The following is a 16,888-nucleotide window of genomic DNA, read 5'->3' as shown; positions in this document are numbered from 1 at the left end:
TGATGGGTTAGTCTCTGCCTCTTTAGAATTTGCAGCAATAAGAAAATCTACCTAACTGATTATTAGTTATTTCATTAACTGTGAGCATTGCCACTATCTGACTACTGATTAACTTCTTAATTGACTATGCTTTCCTAATAACGACAAAGGTTTACAGCAATGTTGCTGAATCATTTCCGGGGATAAGGTGAAAAACCATGGAAGGTAACGGATCAGTTGGTGGTGTACGCAATGCGTCTTTTAATCCTCTTGACCCGGCAAAACACGATGAAGTTGTCCACAAACGCAGTAGTCGCCTGAACAGAGCCGTCAAAAGCATCGGAGTAAAACTCAAAATTCTCCCCGGGTCTGCCAAAGCCTCCGGCAAGCGCCAACCGGCAAAGCGCTCTATTCATGATCGTCGTGTTGAGGTTTCCAGCCCTCTGTCAAAGCAAGTCTCAGGCGTTAAGCCGCAGGTCACTTCGGGCAGAACAACCTCAGCCAGACTGGATGATTTACTGATTCTGTCGCAGGGAGAAAAAAGGTCTGACCCTGAAGTGCGAAGCCAGTTTGAAGCGGTTCGCAATGAGTACCTGAATGCTGCATTAAAGGTGACCGATGATGCGATTTCAGAAGCGACTGAATCCCGGGGTGGTGAACTGGCAGAGACACTGAAAGACATCAAAGCCCATCTGAAACAGATTCTTGCCAGTCATGAGTTTGAAGTTACGCCGGAATCGGTCAAATCGTTAAAGAACTACCCGCAAACCTTTGCCTCTTTCGTCGATCAGTTAGGACTGTCCGGGGATGAGGTGCTTTCAGCCTTTAAGGGCCATGTATCAGACAGTGATGTTTTGCAGGCAGAGCAGGGCAGGCTACAGCTTTCTTCGCCCCATGAAGATGAATTAAATGCCAATAGTACTCATAACCACAAAGAATTGTTCAAGCTTCAGTCGCTCCAGTTTCAGGCGGCCAAAGCGTTGGTAGCCGATGAACTGGCTGTTGCCGTGAAGGCTGGTAATGACCCCCTGAAAAACCGGCTGGCAGAGGTGGGGCTGCGGCTGGATGAGCAGTTTCTCCAGCTTGAGAGAACCGTTCAGCTCAGTGGCGACAGGCCGGTATCGAAAGATGAAGTCAAAGTTGCCAAGGATCTGTATCCACAGTTGTTGAAGGACGCTCTGGTCGAAGCCGGGGTTGAGCCTTCCCGGATCAATACCAGGTTTCAGGAAGCCTGTGCTGAGCAGTTGAATAACCGGGAATGGAAGGTCATTCATAAGTCGTTTGAGCATGATGGCCGGATCTTTTCTTCAAAGCAAACCCCTGCCTCACAGATTGAGGTCAATGGAGAGCAGCAGAAACTGCTGGATTACCAGGGAAGCAAAGGTGTCAGCTGTGCTGATACAAAGAACCTGAAACATGCGACCAACTTGTTGCGCACCGATTTTCAGATTGGTGATCACAATGAATTTACCGGTATTCGACATGGTGTCGTAGACCCTTATGGCGTGAAAGGCGGTGATGATGCAAAAGCGCTAAAAGCTCAGGGAGCCAGAAAAAAAGCGGAAGAGATTTTGATTGCAGCCCTCTCTACCAAGCCTGAGTTATTCCAGCAGGCACTCAAAGCAGCAGAAACCGGAAAAGATATACCGACGCTCTTTACTACGTCGACATCACTGTTGACGACCGGGGTAGGGTCCGGCAAAGAAGCGAAAATGCAGAAAACCCAGAATGAGGCCTTCAAATATTTCACTGCTCCCGGAAACCAGCCTGTAGAGATTGAGCTGGCTGGGCCTGATGGTACCTCCCGGAAAGTCAGGGTGAACTTACGACAGTCACAGTTCAATATTCCGGTTAACTGGGGTGGTGTCGGGCCGTTGTCGTCAGTTTTTGGCGGACGGCGAAATCAGGCCCGTATGAACCAGCAAGCCATCACAGACCTGGTTGGCAACTCGAAGCACAGTGGTGAAATCGGCGGTATGGCTGCTCACTGGCTTGGTCAGTACGAAGAAAAGCAGAAGTTACTCGCTTACAAACTGACGGCTGAAGAAAATCGGGCTAAACCCGATGCCGCTTTGATTAAAGCAATAAAGCAGGAATCCAGTCAGCTGGCAAAAGACAGGAAAACCGTTCAGGACCTTAGCCGGCAGATCAAAGATATTTATCGAAAAGGTCGTCATCACCACGAACACAAGGACGCCTATAAACTGGCTGCCAGAGTTGCCTTGCTTACCCATAAGCTGGGAGGTGTACCGTTAATTAACTGTAAAAGCGGCAAGGACCGGACGGGAATGCTTGATGCAGAGATTAAATTCCTGACTGCAAGAATTGCTGAAAATGGCGCTGTACCAGAGCCGGGTCCACTGGCTCAAGGCGAGAAAACCTTGTTCAGGGAAATTCTGCTGAAGTCCGGCAACCATGAGGTTCAGGAGATGAATGTAGGCGTCAGGGGTTATAAAACCGAGCGCATTACCTCCATTGACGAGCGTGTTGGCGATAAGGAGGTACGGGAAGAGGTCAGGGGGCTGTCAAAAATGGTGGGTTTATAACTCTCCATACTTCTCCTGTTCCTTGAGGTCTTCCACCCAACGGAAAACTTCGGCAACAGGTTCAATCAGTTCACTGGGAATATAGCTGGCAATATCGGTGTCAAACAGGGCGTGTGCAAGGGGGACGTTTTCCAGAATGGGAATCCCTTCTTTCTCTGCAATTTTAATAATAAAGCGGGCGCGCCCGCCACGACCTTTTACCGTGACAATGGGCAATGGGGTTTTGTCCTCACTGTAATGCAAACCGATTGCCAGATGGGTCGGGTTCTTAATGACAACATCGGATTTTTTGGTGTTTTCAGCTTCATTAAGAATTTCCTGATGAATCTCTTTACGTTTGCCTTTGATCTCCGGGCTACCTTCACTCTCCTTATGTTCCCGTTTGACCTCATCCTTCGACATTTTGTTCTGCTTGGTAAACTGATGCTTTTCAAACATAAAGTCGAGTACGGCGATAACGATAAAAGCGGCAATGGCGTAGAGCAACAGTTTTTTCAGTAGTATGCCGGTAATGGGAAGAATGCAGCTGCTACCGCAATAAGGCATATTGACCATATCACCCAGACTGCCCTTGATCACGTAATAGACAACAATGGAAAGGAAGACGATTTTAACCACCGACTTAAAAAACTCCATGAGGTTTTTCATGGCAAATATTTTTTTAAAGCCACCGATCGGGCTGATTTTTTTGATGTCAGGCTTGATGGATTCACCGGCCAGCAGAAAACCAAACTGCATGACATTGCCAATGATTGCACCTAACAGGGTAACGCCGACCAGGGGTATCAGAAGTTCAATGGATTTGGTGAGAATGCCCATGGTGACAATTTTGAAGGCCTCCTCAAAGGTTTCGTTATAAACCGTAGAGGGCAGAATCACCATTTCCTGAATGGTGTTAATGTAGTCATCACTCATAAACCACAGGGTAGCGATGACCAGCAGAAAACCAAAAGTACCCGACACTTCCTTGCTTTTGGCGACCTGACCTTTCTGGCGTGCGTCCCTCAGTTTTTTCGGGGTGGGTTGTTCGGTCTTTTCCGCACTCATCGCCAGAGTTCTCCCAGCATCATAAACAGCGTTGGAATGCCTTCGTCGTGTTTACGGGCAAGGGTGAGAATCGTTCCGACATAGACCACCAGAATGGCGGCGGCGACACCACTTTTAATCGGCATAGCCAGAATGAACACGTTCAGCTGAGGTGCCGAGCGGCTGATCAGGGCGATGCCGAACTCGGTAATGAACATGGCAATAATGACCGGTGCGGCCAGCCACATGGAGAGGCTGATGATCAGGTCAAACTGCTTCAGGAAAAAGATGGCACCTTCCGGATTTATGTTGGGAAAGTAGCTGAAGACGGGCCAGGAGGCATAGCTGATAAACAGGCTTTTTACCAGCAGCAAAAACAGACCGCTGACCATGAAAATAGCAGTGAACGCCTGCGAAAACAGAATGCCCATCGGTGATGATTCAGCGCCCGATAAAGGGTTCATGGCGCTCGCCATGGAGGCACCCCGCTGGTTATCAATAAAGAAACCGGCCGATTCCAGAGCCCAGAAAGGGATAGTAATCACGAAGCCCAGAAGCGCCCCGATAAAGACCTCTTTTAACACAATGAACAGGGTTGCGTAGATGGTGGGTGTTTTGTCCGGAACGGCTTCCGCCAGCATGGGGTGCATAAACAGCACCAGTGCCATGGCCACGCCGTTACGCATCATGGCACCACCGAGCAGACGTTTATTCAGAAAAGGAATCAGTGTAAACAGCGCAACAATCCGTGGGGCTCCCATTGAGAACACATAAAACCATTCCTTGAGTTCATCAATCGGGATAAGCATCTCAGATCGTGCCAATTTTGGTCATGATAGCCAGCGAATAGTTATACACTTCAATACCCAGCCATCGAGCGGTGGCAAAAATACTGATGATGACGGCAATCAGCTTGAACGCAAAGGGCAGGGTCTGTTCCTGAATCTGGGTCAGCGCCTGCACCAGGCTGATAATCAGGCCCACGCCTGCCGCCGCAATGATGGGGGGCATGGACAGGATCAGGGTCAGCAGTAGTGCCTGAGCTGTCAGCTGTATCACTTCACCATCAACCATTCTTTTCTCCTCCTGAAAGGTCTAGCTGTAACTGAGTACCAGGCTGTGAATCAGTCTTGTCCAGCCTTCCAGCAAAACAAATAACAACAGTTTGAAGGGCAGGGAGATGGTCATGGGCGACACCATCATCATACCCATGGCCAGCAGTATGTTGGATACAATCAGGTCAATGATGATAAACGGCAGATACAGCAGAAACCCGATCTGAAACGCCTTGGTCAGTTCACTGATACAAAACGACGGCAGCAGTATCATCAGGTCATCGGCTGACAACTCTGTCTGGTAACGGCTGGGCCAAAGAAGCCGGGCAGATTTCAGGAAAAAGTTGCGCTCTTCTGCCGTGGTATTGGCTTTCAGGAACTCCCGGTAAGGGGTGATGCCATCCTGAACCGTTTCGATCCAGGACAGGTCTTCAAAATTCAGGGTTTCAGGCTGAATTCGCTCGTACATTTCGTAACCGACCGGGGCCATAATGTACAGTGTCAGGATGATCGCCAGGGCATTCATGGCAATGTTCGGGGGAATCTGCTGCAGACCCGTCGCGTTTCGAAGAATGGAAAAGACGACAACCAGTTTCAGGAAAGAGGTACCCATGACCGCCATAAAGGGAATCAGCGCCATAAGCGCCAATGGGATCATTAAATAAAAAGGGCTGGTGAGGTTCAGTATACCGCTTTCCATGGGTGGTCAGTCCTGTCCCTTGTTTTCAGGAGAACTCAGCTGGTTTACTGATCGTGCAGGTGAGTGATGCGTGCTCCGAGGCGATTTTCAATCTGTACCAGTTCGCAGTGACCAATGAGCTTGCCATTGGCACGAACATTAACGGGCTGTTGGACTGAGCGATCCAGTTCAAAAATATAGCCTGCCTGAATGCCCTGCAGCTCTGCCAGGGTGAGCTGTTGCTGGCCGACTTCAAACATCAGGGTGACGGGCAGGTCGTGCAGGTCAACGCTGACGTCTGCATCGGCAGGCGACATTTCTGACGGCCCTTCCTGTTCATGGCCATTCTCAGCGTCGGCTAGTGCCTGTTCTTGCTCATATTCGTCCATTGTCTGATGCCTCTGTAAGATGCTGACTCCGGTATTGGCGATCTCTCCCAGAAATGCGGTGCGCTGGTTGATACGAACAATGACCTGATCGTCGTTGATGTGCTGGTCTAAAAAAACAATATCGCCAGCTTCCAGCGTTTTCAGCTCTGAGAACGGCAATCGGGTCTGCCCTTTTTCCAGAGTCGCCCAGAAAGGTATATCGGGCAATTGCTGTGGATGATGAGCAGGAATCGCCTTCAGTATGGACAACAGCAGATCATCGATCAGCAGCTCAATACGTGTGTTAATGGTGTTCTGGCGAATGTTCATACCCAGTGTGGCAGGATGATTTGTCGAATCCGTAGGCTTAACTTCCTGCAGTGACCAGGAAATACCTAACCGTTCAGAGAGTGGTTGAAGAATCGGCGTTATGGTGTGGGTCAGTACCGCGATGCGCAAATCGTCGGGTAATTTATTGAGTCCATGATGATCCAGCTTACCGGGCAATAGTGAATCCAGCAGGCTGTCACCGGCATAAATTTGGTACGGGTGGCCATTGAGTTCCAGATGGAAGGTATAGGAGGGCAGTGTATCGGCTGGCTGGTGGCACAGCTCAAGCTCTGCCTCAGCCTGGTTGATTTCGGTGGTAAAAACGCTTTGGCGATGACAAAGTAAACGACTCAGTTCAAACTGAGCCGTTGACAGGGTCTGATAAGCCAGAGGTTCTGTGGACATGGTCAGCCTTCGTTATCATCCTGCTCCTGCTCTCCCTCATACTGCTCCCGGGAGCGCCCGTCTCCGGGCTGGTCACCGCCGGACATATTGATGTTAACCTGCACCTTGTCGCCAAAGCGTTCATTCAGGCTTTTCAGCAGAGAAGATTCATTCACCGCCAGAAAGTTATGGGTGTCTGCTGACGTGGTATTCATGGTGACGGTCAGCTCCCCCCCCATACGCTGAATGCGAATTTCAGTGCCGGGCAGGATGTTTTCTTTCATGGTAATACGGACTTCGGCACCATTGATGGAGTCCTTGGCAGAAACGTGGATCTTATCCACCAGTTTGTTAATCACTTCGTTAATTTCTTTTGGACCACTGACTTTATCAATGGCCTTTATGTCCGTGACTGACGTTGGTGCCTGAACTTCACGGGTGGTGTGCAAAGGGTGTTCTTGCTTCTCATTGCCTGTCAGTGCAGAAAGGGTATCGACGTCCTCATGCTGTTTACCCTTGTCATGCCGGGAAGAACCATGCTCGCCTCTCAGGCGCTCAGCATCAGAGCCTTTTTTGCTGCGGGAAGCCAGCAGGCTCTCAAGGGTCATTTCTTCTTTGTCTGCGGTTTTGGGACTGTCTTTCTTTTTGCCCATTTTCTTGGCGAAGTCGTCGGCCTGCCTTTCGGTTACCTGTTGCTGGTTACCTGATGAGTCCGGGGGAGGACTGGCTTGTGGCTGGCTGCTTTGGTTAACTCCATCCATGATGGCCTCGCTGATCTGAAGGATCTTTTTTATTTTCGTTGTTCTGTTTTATGGACAGAAACGGCTTTGCCTTAATGACGGGGCCTGACCGTAAATTCTTCCATTTCCAGGTCTTCCAGACGAGCCGCTTCTTTGGCTGCGTCTTCGTCCAGGACGGCAGTAAATTCTTCAAACTTCTGGACTGCCTGAATCGCTTTAGCGTGTTCTTCCCGCGCTTCTTCAAGAGCAGCCTCGGCGTCTGCGACTTTCTTTCTGGCTTCGGCAATCGCCTGCTCCAGCAGAACGTCTTTTTCCCGCAGCAAACCGATTTTCTGTTTCAGCAGGTCCAGATCGTTCTGTTTTACTTCCATATTGATAATATTATCGTAGAGCCGCTGCTCTTCTTTACCGCGCCACTGGACATAATCATGGAACTCTTGTTTTGCACGCTCTACCGCTTGATGGGTTTCTTCGAGGCGGTATTTGCGCTTCTGGACTTCATCGTGGGCGGACTTTTCACGAATCTGTTTAACTTTCAGTAGTTCGTGCAGCATGGTTCAGGCTCAGACACCCACCACCTGCCTGAGCAGCTGAATGGTGTCATCGTAGGGGGTGAGTTCGTCGGTGCGCTGTTTGAGGAAGTTGCGGATATTGTTGATTTTCTGCAGCGCTTCATCGGCAACGGCGTCAGAGCCCTGTTTGTATTCCCCAACTTTCACCAGCAGTTCAATCTCCTCAAATTTTGCCAGCAGTTCCCGTAAGCGCCCTGCTGCTGCTTTGTGTTCTTCAGGCGTGATGGCGTTCATAACACGACTTGCACTGGACAGCACATCAATAGCCGGGTAATGGTTAGCGGCTGCCAGCTTTCTGGACAGGATGATGTGTCCATCCAGAATCGATCGTGTTTCGTCCGCTACAGGTTCGGTCATATCATCACCTTCCACCAGAACGGTGTAGAGGGCGGTAATGGAACCTGTGTGGGACATGCCCGCGCGCTCCATCAGCTTTGGCAGGGTGGCAAAAACGGAAGGAGGAAAACCCCGGCGGGTTGGCGGTTCGCCCGCTGCCAGTCCGATTTCACGCTGAGCCCGGGCGAAACGAGTGACGGAATCCATCAACAAAAGAACCCGTTTGCCTTTATCCCTGAAATATTCCGCCACGGCGGTTGCGGTATAGGCCGCTTTGGCGCGTTCCATTGATGACTTGTCGGACGTTGCAACGATGATGACTGATTTTTTTACGCCTTCAGGTCCCAGGTCGTGCTCGATAAATTCTCTCAGTTCCCGTCCCCGTTCACCGATCAGCGCGAGTACGGTGACATCCACTTCGGCACCTTTGACCAGCATCGAAAGCAGGGTGGACTTACCACCACCGGCTGCGGCAAAGATGCCCATCCTCTGCCCTTCGCCACAGGTCAGGATGCCATCGAGAACCCGAAGACCAAGAGGCAATGGTTTGTCGATAATTTTGCGGGTCATGGGATCCGGACTGTCGGCGTAGACCGGGTAGTAAGTTTCTGGCTCAATATCATCGAATGCGGTTTTATCCAGCGGATCGCCCATGCCATCCAGCACATGCCCCAACAGGTGAGGGCCAACACCCACATGATGAACTTTGCCGGTCGGAATCACTTCTGTGGTTGAGGAGATGCCCATGATTTCACCCATGGGAGAAAGAACGGTTTCATGTCCCTGAAAGCCAACTACTTCTGCATAGCTGGCCTGTTCTTCACCCGGAGTGATCAGCTCACACAGCTCACCGATTTTGACACCGGGAACGGCTGCTTTGATGATCATGCCCTGTACTTCGGTCACCCGGCCTCGAATATCCACCAGTCGCTCACCGCCTACAGCGCTTTCAAGGGCATCGGTCAGATACTTTAATGCTTCTGGCAAGCCTTATTCTCCTGATCATCCATTGCTTAAAGAAAACAATTTCCAGAGAGAAAAAAAGGGCTGTTAAGCCCTTTTTCAACACCCTGTTTCATTAGACCATCATGCCCATGTCGCCGGGACCGCCCGGGCCAGGCTGTGGTGCAGAGGTGCCTGCTGCCGGAGTACTGTTTTCGTCAACGTTGTCCACTTCAGACACAATCCATTCCAGAGTGTTTACAAATTTTTCCAGAGTGGATTCAAAGTTACCGTAGTCGCTGGAAGCCAGCATGGAGCGAATCAACAGAACTTCCGTTTTGTCATGGTTCAGGGCAACGAAAGCGCCCTGCATGCTGTGATGCTGGAGATTCAGGGAGAGCAGTTTTTCGAACAGCTGGGTGCGGGCATCGTCGTGGGCGTCCATGGGTTTAACCGAGGAAACAAAGACCAGAGCTTCGTCTTCTTCGAGGTACTCCATATTCACGATAAGAGTGTCATCGAAACAGAGGCCGCAGGCGTCATGTTCGTTCAGACTGAGTTCACCAAGGCCAATGCTCTCGGCAAAATGCTGCAGATTCTCTTCGACGTTCTGCTTGTAAGACATTTGACCCTACCCTCCGCTGGTATCAAGTCATCAAATCTGGAATAAGAAAAACTTCTTTCATTCAGTATATATGGCTGTTGCCAAGAGCGTAGAGGATTTAACAACTAATTTTCATTCCCGGTGTTCTCTTGATTCACAGCAGTTACAGAACCGTAATAATGGGCATCGGTCGGGTGCCGGTAAAATTAATAGCCGGCTGTAAAGTTTTTTGCGAACACTGGCGCTGTCGTCGATTTGACAGGTGTCCCCGGTCTGCCGTGTTTTCGTTGTATACTGCCCTGTTGTTAATTGACTGAGCCAAATACAGGGCATTGAGACGGGTGTTAGGAAAAACTGATAGCGGCAAAACGAGTAGCGGCAAAACCAGTAGCGGCACAACGAGTACCGGCAAAAGTGCCAGTGAAAATACAGATAGTGTCTGGATGCAGGAAGCCCTGTCTGAGGCTTACAAGGGCTGGGAAAAACAGGAAGTACCGGTAGGGGCTGTAATTGTTCATAACGGTGAAATCATTGCCCGCGCCCATAATCAGCCTATTTCCGGGTGTAATCCGGTGGCCCATGCCGAGATTCTGGTTTTGCAGCAGGCGGCCAGAGCGTTGGGTAACTACCGGCTGGTGGATTGCGACCTGTATGTCACTCTTGAACCCTGCACCATGTGCGCAGGTGCTATTATTCATAGCCGCATTCGCAGGGTAATCTTTGGTGCCTGTGAGCCCAAGTCTGGTGCTGTTGTCAGTGTCACACAGGTGCTGGATCAGCCCCAGATGAATTACCGGGTGGAAGTGACCCAGGGTGTATTACAGGATGAATGCAGCGAAATGATGTCGGCTTTTTTCAGGGAACGACGGCGGCAGAAGAAAGAAGAAAGGAAACGTTTGCGGTTATGTTAGCGACTGCCCGGAGCAGGAATAAGCAGTTATGTGTATTTTCCATGACTGGTTTCCGTACCTCAGTTTCGATTATCATAGCCGCCTTGATCCCCCTGAGTTCTGCTGAAAAGTGTGTCATAGGCAGTGAACAGGCTGTTTGTGGCGAGCTTTCAGCTTCATAAACTGTATTTTTACGGTAAAAGCATGCTGATATTGCGTGGTGCTCCCGCTCTTTCTCCGTTTCGCAGCAAAAAATTGCTGGAAACCTTACAAAACGCTATTCCGGAAGTGTCGGGGGTCTTTGCTGACTACCAACACTTCATTCAGAGCAGTGAGGCGCTGTCTGAACAGGAACTGGCAGTTCTCGAACAACTGTTGACCTATGGTCCCCGGCAGACAACCAAGAGTTTGCACAAAAGTACCTACACTGAAACACTGCTACTGGTTGTTCCCCGTCCCGGCACTATTTCCCCGTGGTCCAGTAAGGCATCTGATATTGCCCATAACTGTGGCCTGAACAAAATTCAGCGTATTGAGCGTGGTGTCGCCTATTACATTACCGCTGAAGAAGGGCTGAGTGAGTTGCAGGTTCAGAAAGCTGGTGGGCTGATTCATGACCGAATGACGGAAGCGGTACTGAATAACCTGGAAGCTGCCGAATCCCTGTTTGCAGAATCCGAACCCGCTCCTCTGACTGCCGTAGACATTCTTGATGGGGACAGAAAGGCTCTGGAACAGGCGAACCAGTCACTGGGACTGGCGCTGGCAGACGATGAGATTGATTATCTGCTCGAGAGCTATAGAAAGCTGGAACGAAACCCGACCGATGTGGAACTGATGATGTTTGCCCAGGCAAACTCTGAACATTGTCGCCATAAGATTTTCAATGCCTCCTGGACCATCGACGGACAGAAGCAGGATCACTCCCTGTTTCAGATGATTCGCAACACCCACGCTATGAATAGTGAGGGTGTGCTGTCTGCCTATAAAGACAATGCTTCCGTTATTAAAGGTTCTAAAGCCGGGCGCTTCTTTCCGAACTCTGAAACCAAAGCCTACGACTACCATCAGGAAGACATCCATATCCTGATGAAAGTAGAAACTCACAACCACCCTACTGCCATTGCCCCCTGGGCCGGTGCAGCAACCGGCTCGGGTGGTGAAATTCGTGACGAAGGTGCGACGGGGCGAGGCTCCAAACCTAAAGCGGGCCTGACCGGTTTTACCGTTTCCAACCTGAATATTCCCGGCTACAAACAGCCATGGGAAAAAGGCTATGGCAAGCCTGACCGGATCGTATCGGCCCTGGATATCATGATTGAGGGTCCACTGGGCGGTGCGGGTTTTAACAATGAATTTGGTCGTCCGAACCTGTGTGGTTACTTTCGTACCTACGAACAGTCAGCCAAAGCAGCCACTGGCGAAGAAGTGCGTGGCTACCATAAGCCCATTATGCTGGCTGGTGGTCTGGGTAATATCCGCGCTGATCATGTGGAAAAGGGTGAAATCCCTGTGGGTGCCAAACTGATTGTTCTGGGTGGTCCGGCCATGCAGATTGGCCTGGGCGGTGGGGCCGCTTCCTCAATGACCTCTGGTGAGGGACAGGAAGACCTGGATTTTGCCAGTGTGCAGCGTGATAACCCGGAAATGGAACGCCGCTGTCAGGAAGTGATCGATCAGTGCTGGCAGCTGGGTGACGACAACCCCATTGCCTTTATCCATGATGTGGGTGCGGGTGGTCTGTCCAATGCTCTGCCGGAACTGGTCAGTGATGGTGACCGGGGCGGTCGTTTCCAGATGCGGAACATTCTGAACGACGAACCGGGTATGTCCCCTCTGGCGCTGTGGTGCAACGAATCTCAGGAACGTTATGTGATGGCGGTGGCTCCGGAAAATATGGAGCTGTTTGAAGCCATCTGTCAGCGCGAACGCTGCCTTTATGCGGTAGTGGGTGAAGCCACCGAAGAAAAACACCTGCTGGTTGAGGATTCTCACTTTGACAATAATCCGGTAGATATGCCTCTGGATGTTCTGTTGGGTAAACCACCCCGTATGCACAGGGATGTGGAATCCGCTGCTGTTAAACAGGATGCCATTGACCTGAGCGGCATTACCCTGGAAGAAGCCAGCGAACGTGTTCTGAAGCTGCCTTCTGTGGCCAGCAAGAGTTTTCTGATCACCATCGGTGACCGAACCGTTACCGGTCAGGTTGCCCGTGACCAGATGGTGGGACCCTGGCAGGTGCCGGTTGCCAACTGTGCGGTAACGACGACCTCGTTTGACACCTTTACCGGTGAAGCCATGTCCATGGGAGAGCGAACTCCCGTAGCCATTATTGATGGCCCGGCTTCTGGTCGAATGGCTATAGGTGAAGCGATTACCAACATTGCTTCTGCCCGAATTGAAAAACTGGGTGATATCAAACTGTCCGCCAACTGGATGGCACCAGCGGGACACCCGGGCGAAGACGAAAAGCTGTATGAAACCGTAAAAGCAGTGGGGATAGAGCTGTGTCCTGAGCTGGGTGTTGCCATTCCTGTGGGTAAAGACTCCATGTCCATGCGTACCAGCTGGAAAGACGGCGATAAAGACAAGAGCGTGACATCGCCATTGTCTCTGGTGATTTCAGCCTTCGCTCCGGTCACTGATGTTCGCAAAACGGTCACGCCTCAGTTGCGTCTGGACAAGGGGGACACCCGCCTGCTGCTGATTGACCTTGGTCGCGGTAAGAATCGACTCGGCGGTTCAGCGCTGGCTCAGGTATTTGCGCAGATTGGTGATGATGCCGCTGATGTTGATTCAGCTGCTGACCTGAAAGGCTTCTTCAACGCCGTTCAAATCCTGATGGAACAGGATTTATTGCTGGCTTATCACGACCGTGCTGACGGCGGTCTGTTTGCGACTCTGGCTGAAATGGCCTTTGCCGGTCGTGCCGGTATGGACATTCATCTGGAAAAAATAGCTCAGTCCGTTGACGAAATCCTGCCTGCACTGTTCAACGAAGAACTGGGTGCGGTGCTGCAGGTTCGTGCGGAAGATAAAGGCCGGGTTAAGGATATTCTTGCGGCAGCCGGCCTGGGCGACTGCACTCACACGATTGGTACCCTTCGTGATGACCAGCGTGTGAACCTGCTGTTCAAAGACGAGACTCTGATCTCTGAAAGCCGTGTGAAATATCAGCGCTGGTGGGCAGAAACCAGCTATCGCATCCAGGCTCTGCGCGATAATCCGGAATGCGCCCGTCAGGAGTTCGATAATCTGCTGGACGACAGGGACAGTGGCCTGCATGCTTCCCTGCCGTTTGATATCAACAATGATGTTGCAGCACCTTTTATTGCCACGGGAGTTCGCCCTCAGGTCGCTATTCTGAGGGAGCAGGGTGTCAACGGTCATGTGGAAATGGCAGCAGCCTTTGATAAAGCAGGCTTTACCGCTGTTGATGTTCACATGAGTGACATCCTCAGCGGTCGCCGCCAGCTGGACGAGTTCAGAGGTTTGGTGGCTTGTGGCGGCTTCTCTTACGGAGATGTACTCGGTGCGGGTGAAGGCTGGGCTAAATCCATCCTGTTTAATCCGCTCGGACGTGAGCAGTTTGCTGCCTTTTTTGATCGGAAAGACAGTTTTACTCTGGGTGTATGTAACGGTTGTCAGATGTTATCTAACCTCCATGAGCTGATCCCCGGTGCTGACCTGTGGCCTCATTTTGTCCGCAACCAGTCCGAGCAGTTTGAAGCCCGGGTCGCCATGGTTGAGGTGCAGAAGAACAATTCCATCTTCCTGCGTGGCATGGAAGGTGCCCGTATGCCGATAGCTGTAGCTCATGGTGAAGGGCATGCCGAATTCGGTAAGCCTGATCATATTGAGCGATTGCAGGAAGCGGGTCAGCTGGCTCTGCGCTATGTGGATAATCAGGGTCGGGTCACTGAACGTTATCCGTATAATCCCAATGGCTCTCCTAAGGGCATTACCGGCCTGACCTCTGCCGATGGCCGTGTAACGATCATGATGCCTCACCCTGAGCGAGTGTTCAGAACCGTTCAGAACAGCTGGCACCCTGATAACTGGCAGGATGATGCACCCTGGATGCGAATGTTCCGCAATGCGCGAACCTGGGTGGATTAAAAGTGGGTTGACTAAAGAGTTAAGGAACTCCCTGCCTTTCAGGGAGTCCAAACCGATAAGCAAAGGAGCTGGCTTTGAAAAAAGCGGCTCCTTTTTTTTTAAAAAATTACAGCTTTTAAAACACAGCTGTCAGACCCTTGGATACACTGGTAATAAAAGATAACGCAGGAGTAGACATTAATGACCAACAAAATCAAACAGGCAGGCCTTGCCGTTCTTATAGCTGTCTCCCTGACCGGGTGTATGTCCGATTTGACGGGTACGACCTATTCCAGCAGTGAAGCCCGGCAGATGCAGATCGTACGTTTTGGTACGGTCGCGGAAGCACGGTTTGTAAAGCTTGAGGGTACAGAAGGCGAGATCGGCACCTTGGCTGGTGGTGCAACCGGTGCGGTACTCGGCTCCCAGATTGGTGGGCGCAACGAAGGCATCATTGGCGGTATTGCCGGTGCTGTCGCCGGGGGCGTCCTCGGTCATATGGCTGAGAAGAAGCTGACCGAGAAACAAGGCGTTGAAATCACCGTGCGCCTGGAAGATGGTTCCTATGTGTCTGTCGTTCAGCAGCATGATCCGGCAGCGCCTTTTAATGCGGGGGATCGTGTGAAGGTGCTGACCCAGGGGACAACCAGTCGGGTGGTTCGTGTTCAGTAGTTCGCTTTTCGCTGTCCGTAGCCCGTAGCCCGTAGTCCGTAGCCCGAAGTCCGTAGCCCGAATAAAAAAGCCGCGCCTGAAGTAAAGGCGCGGCTTTTTTTGTTAGCGGTTTTGTGGAGCAGTCCGGGGTTCGAGCAGGTAGTAATCCGTCTTGAACTCAATCGGTGGATCAACATTTAGTCGGCTGACCGGCTTGAAGCTGTGGCTGCCTATATAGACAGCGTCAGGGTAATGGTCTTTCAGGCGCTGTTGCACTTTGCCGGTATTTCTTCTGCCATGGCGTATAAGAATCATTCCTCCCCGGCGGTGGAAGTCTTTAACGTCCATCCATAGGCTTTCAGCCGGATTCAGGCCAAAGAAAGGAATGGGGTCGGTCTTGCTGTAAGGAATCAGTTCTGCAATGTGATAATGAAGGCCACCCAGATAAGGCATCGGGTAGGTGTGGTGCTGCTGCCAGAGTTTTTCAGCGTAAGCCATTTCTTCACGGGCAGGCATGTATTCATCGGATTCCCAGTACCTCTCTTTTTGCAGAGGTTTGTAATACTGGAAGCCCGTTCTTAATGCACAAGTAGTCATTCCCAGTGCCAGACAGCAAATGGCCAGGGTACGAAACCGTTTATAGGTGATTTCCGGTTTCAGCGTCACCAGAATGAACAGCGGCAGCCAGGCAAAGTAGGGCGTCGCCCACCGTGGAATAAGCTTCTCGCCTGTCATCAGACCAAACACTATTGAGAGCACAAAAGGTCCCAGGGCAATGGCGGTCAGGAACAGGGTTTTAAATGAACCGTATTGAATGTTGAGTTTTTTTGCCCGGAAAAGCGGTATGCACAACAGCAACATAGGAAGAATGTTGTTGAAACTGTTGACAGTGAATGACAGAGGGTAATAAAAACGATCGGCCCAGCCGGAGCCATGCTGGTTGTCCGGGTTGTCAACGTACATTTCTTCGAGATAACAGACCGCTGCAAAGTTATTCTCCATCAGCCATTGCAGATGAGGCAGAACGATCAGTGTCGCTACAATGGCTCCCAGCCAGGGACCTGCAGTTTTCAGGCTTTTCTGGCCTTCCCGGGTGATCAGAAGAACGATCAGTAGCGGCAAAAATAAAACCGCAACCTGATATTTGGCAAGAACCGCCAGACCGGCCAGTACACCCGTTAACAGCCAGTATTTCAGGGACTCACGGGTAACGGCGAAATAAAACGTTAAGGCCAGCAATGCCCAGACCGGCCCCTGAATCGTATCGGGCGTCACCCGCTCGACCCGGTTGCTGTAAAACAAGACACCTTGCAGCAGGAAGACAGCCAGCAGAGCCCCCTGGCCCGGCAGGTACTCTCTGGCAAGACGCCAGACAGCGATAAATACAATAACGATGGATAACTGTGCAAGGAAATACACCGGCAGGTCTGAAGTGTCACTTAAATTGGCAAACAGTGCCGTTATCCAGGCTGCCAGAGGCGGATGTTTGTCATAACCCCACTGCCACAGGTTGCCCCAGGCGATCCCTTCCAGGGTGTCAGAATTCAGGGAGTGCCGAACCCAGTTGGGGGCCAGTGTCCAAAACGTTAACTGGAACAGGCAGAGGAGGCTGAGCCAGCGCAGAGGGTGTTTCAGAGATTCGGAGGTGTTGTTGGTATTGTTCTGCAGGTCATCCATGGCTTTTC

General features: G+C 51.1%; 14 protein-coding genes. 4 read left to right on the top strand and 10 right to left on the bottom strand.

Going from position 1 to position 16,888, the window contains the following annotated elements:
• Nucleotides 1-197 precede the first annotated feature (197 nt).
• The gene (locus NX722_RS15540) at nucleotides 198-2,525 is read left to right on the top strand and encodes an inositol phosphate phosphatase SopB (protein ID WP_262563748.1); all 2,328 of its coding nucleotides are present in this window, start codon (nucleotides 198-200) and stop codon (nucleotides 2,523-2,525) included.
• On the opposite strand, the gene sctU is transcribed toward NX722_RS15540, so the two are convergent.
• The 9 genes from sctU to NX722_RS15495 form a co-directional block, all read right to left on the bottom strand.
• Complete coding sequence (gene sctU / locus NX722_RS15535; RefSeq protein WP_262563747.1) at nucleotides 2,520-3,572, bottom strand: type III secretion system export apparatus subunit SctU; 1,053 nt, start codon at nucleotides 3,570-3,572, stop codon at nucleotides 2,520-2,522. The genes NX722_RS15540 and sctU overlap by 6 nt on opposite strands.
• Nucleotides 3,569-4,375 (bottom strand): type III secretion system export apparatus subunit SctT, encoded by an 807-nt coding sequence (gene sctT / locus NX722_RS15530; protein WP_262563746.1) that lies wholly within the window; start codon nucleotides 4,373-4,375, stop codon nucleotides 3,569-3,571. The genes sctU and sctT overlap by 4 nt, the downstream gene beginning before the upstream one ends.
• On the bottom strand, nucleotides 4,362-4,625 hold the full coding sequence (gene sctS / locus NX722_RS15525) for a type III secretion system export apparatus subunit SctS (RefSeq protein WP_262563745.1): 264 nt from the start codon (nucleotides 4,623-4,625) through the stop codon (nucleotides 4,362-4,364). The genes sctT and sctS overlap by 14 nt, the downstream gene beginning before the upstream one ends.
• Nucleotides 4,626-4,646: 21 nt before the next feature.
• Nucleotides 4,647-5,306 carry a type III secretion system export apparatus subunit SctR gene (gene sctR / locus NX722_RS15520; protein ID WP_262563744.1) on the bottom strand — a complete coding sequence of 220 codons (660 nt, stop codon included), beginning with the start codon at nucleotides 5,304-5,306 and terminating at the stop codon, nucleotides 4,647-4,649.
• Nucleotides 5,307-5,350: 44 nt separating this feature from the next.
• Nucleotides 5,351-6,388, bottom strand: coding sequence for a type III secretion system cytoplasmic ring protein SctQ (sctQ, locus tag NX722_RS15515; RefSeq protein ID WP_262563743.1), 1,038 nt, complete (start codon nucleotides 6,386-6,388; stop codon nucleotides 5,351-5,353).
• 2 nt (nucleotides 6,389-6,390) lie between these two features.
• Nucleotides 6,391-7,128 carry a type III secretion HpaP family protein gene (locus tag NX722_RS15510; RefSeq protein WP_262563742.1) on the bottom strand — a complete coding sequence of 246 codons (738 nt, stop codon included), beginning with the start codon at nucleotides 7,126-7,128 and terminating at the stop codon, nucleotides 6,391-6,393.
• A gap of 71 nt (nucleotides 7,129-7,199) precedes the next feature.
• Complete coding sequence (gene sctO / locus NX722_RS15505; RefSeq protein ID WP_262563741.1) at nucleotides 7,200-7,661, bottom strand: type III secretion protein; 462 nt, start codon at nucleotides 7,659-7,661, stop codon at nucleotides 7,200-7,202.
• A gap of 9 nt (nucleotides 7,662-7,670) precedes the next feature.
• Entirely contained in the window at nucleotides 7,671-9,002 is a 1,332-nt protein-coding gene (gene sctN, locus NX722_RS15500; protein WP_262563740.1) for a type III secretion system ATPase SctN, read from the bottom strand.
• Between the two features lie 91 nt (nucleotides 9,003-9,093).
• A complete protein-coding gene (locus NX722_RS15495; RefSeq protein ID WP_262563739.1) occupies nucleotides 9,094-9,582 on the bottom strand; it encodes a type III secretion system chaperone in 489 nt (162 codons plus the stop codon).
• A 320-nt stretch (nucleotides 9,583-9,902) separates the two neighbouring features.
• Between NX722_RS15495 and tadA the strand changes: the two genes are divergently transcribed.
• The 3 genes from tadA to NX722_RS15480 all read left to right on the top strand — a co-directional run bounded on the left by tadA (nucleotide 9,903) and on the right by NX722_RS15480 (nucleotide 15,224).
• On the top strand, nucleotides 9,903-10,472 hold the full coding sequence (gene tadA / locus NX722_RS15490; protein ID WP_262563738.1) for a tRNA adenosine(34) deaminase TadA: 570 nt from the start codon (nucleotides 9,903-9,905) through the stop codon (nucleotides 10,470-10,472).
• 183 nt (nucleotides 10,473-10,655) lie between these two features.
• Complete coding sequence (gene purL, locus NX722_RS15485) at nucleotides 10,656-14,573, top strand: phosphoribosylformylglycinamidine synthase (protein WP_262563737.1); 3,918 nt, start codon at nucleotides 10,656-10,658, stop codon at nucleotides 14,571-14,573.
• A 180-nt stretch (nucleotides 14,574-14,753) separates the two neighbouring features.
• Nucleotides 14,754-15,224 (top strand): outer membrane lipoprotein, encoded by a 471-nt coding sequence (locus NX722_RS15480; protein WP_262563735.1) that lies wholly within the window; start codon nucleotides 14,754-14,756, stop codon nucleotides 15,222-15,224.
• A gap of 102 nt (nucleotides 15,225-15,326) precedes the next feature.
• Here NX722_RS15480 and NX722_RS15475 read toward each other — a convergent pair whose 3' ends face one another.
• On the bottom strand, nucleotides 15,327-16,880 hold the full coding sequence (locus NX722_RS15475) for a glycosyltransferase family 39 protein (RefSeq protein ID WP_262563734.1): 1,554 nt from the start codon (nucleotides 16,878-16,880) through the stop codon (nucleotides 15,327-15,329).
• Nucleotides 16,881-16,888 lie beyond the last annotated feature (8 nt).

The organism is Endozoicomonas gorgoniicola (assembly GCF_025562715.2).
GTDB classification, from domain to species: Bacteria; Pseudomonadota; Gammaproteobacteria; order Pseudomonadales; family Endozoicomonadaceae; genus Endozoicomonas_A; species Endozoicomonas_A gorgoniicola.
This window is presented reverse-complemented; position numbering and strand designations above follow the sequence as displayed.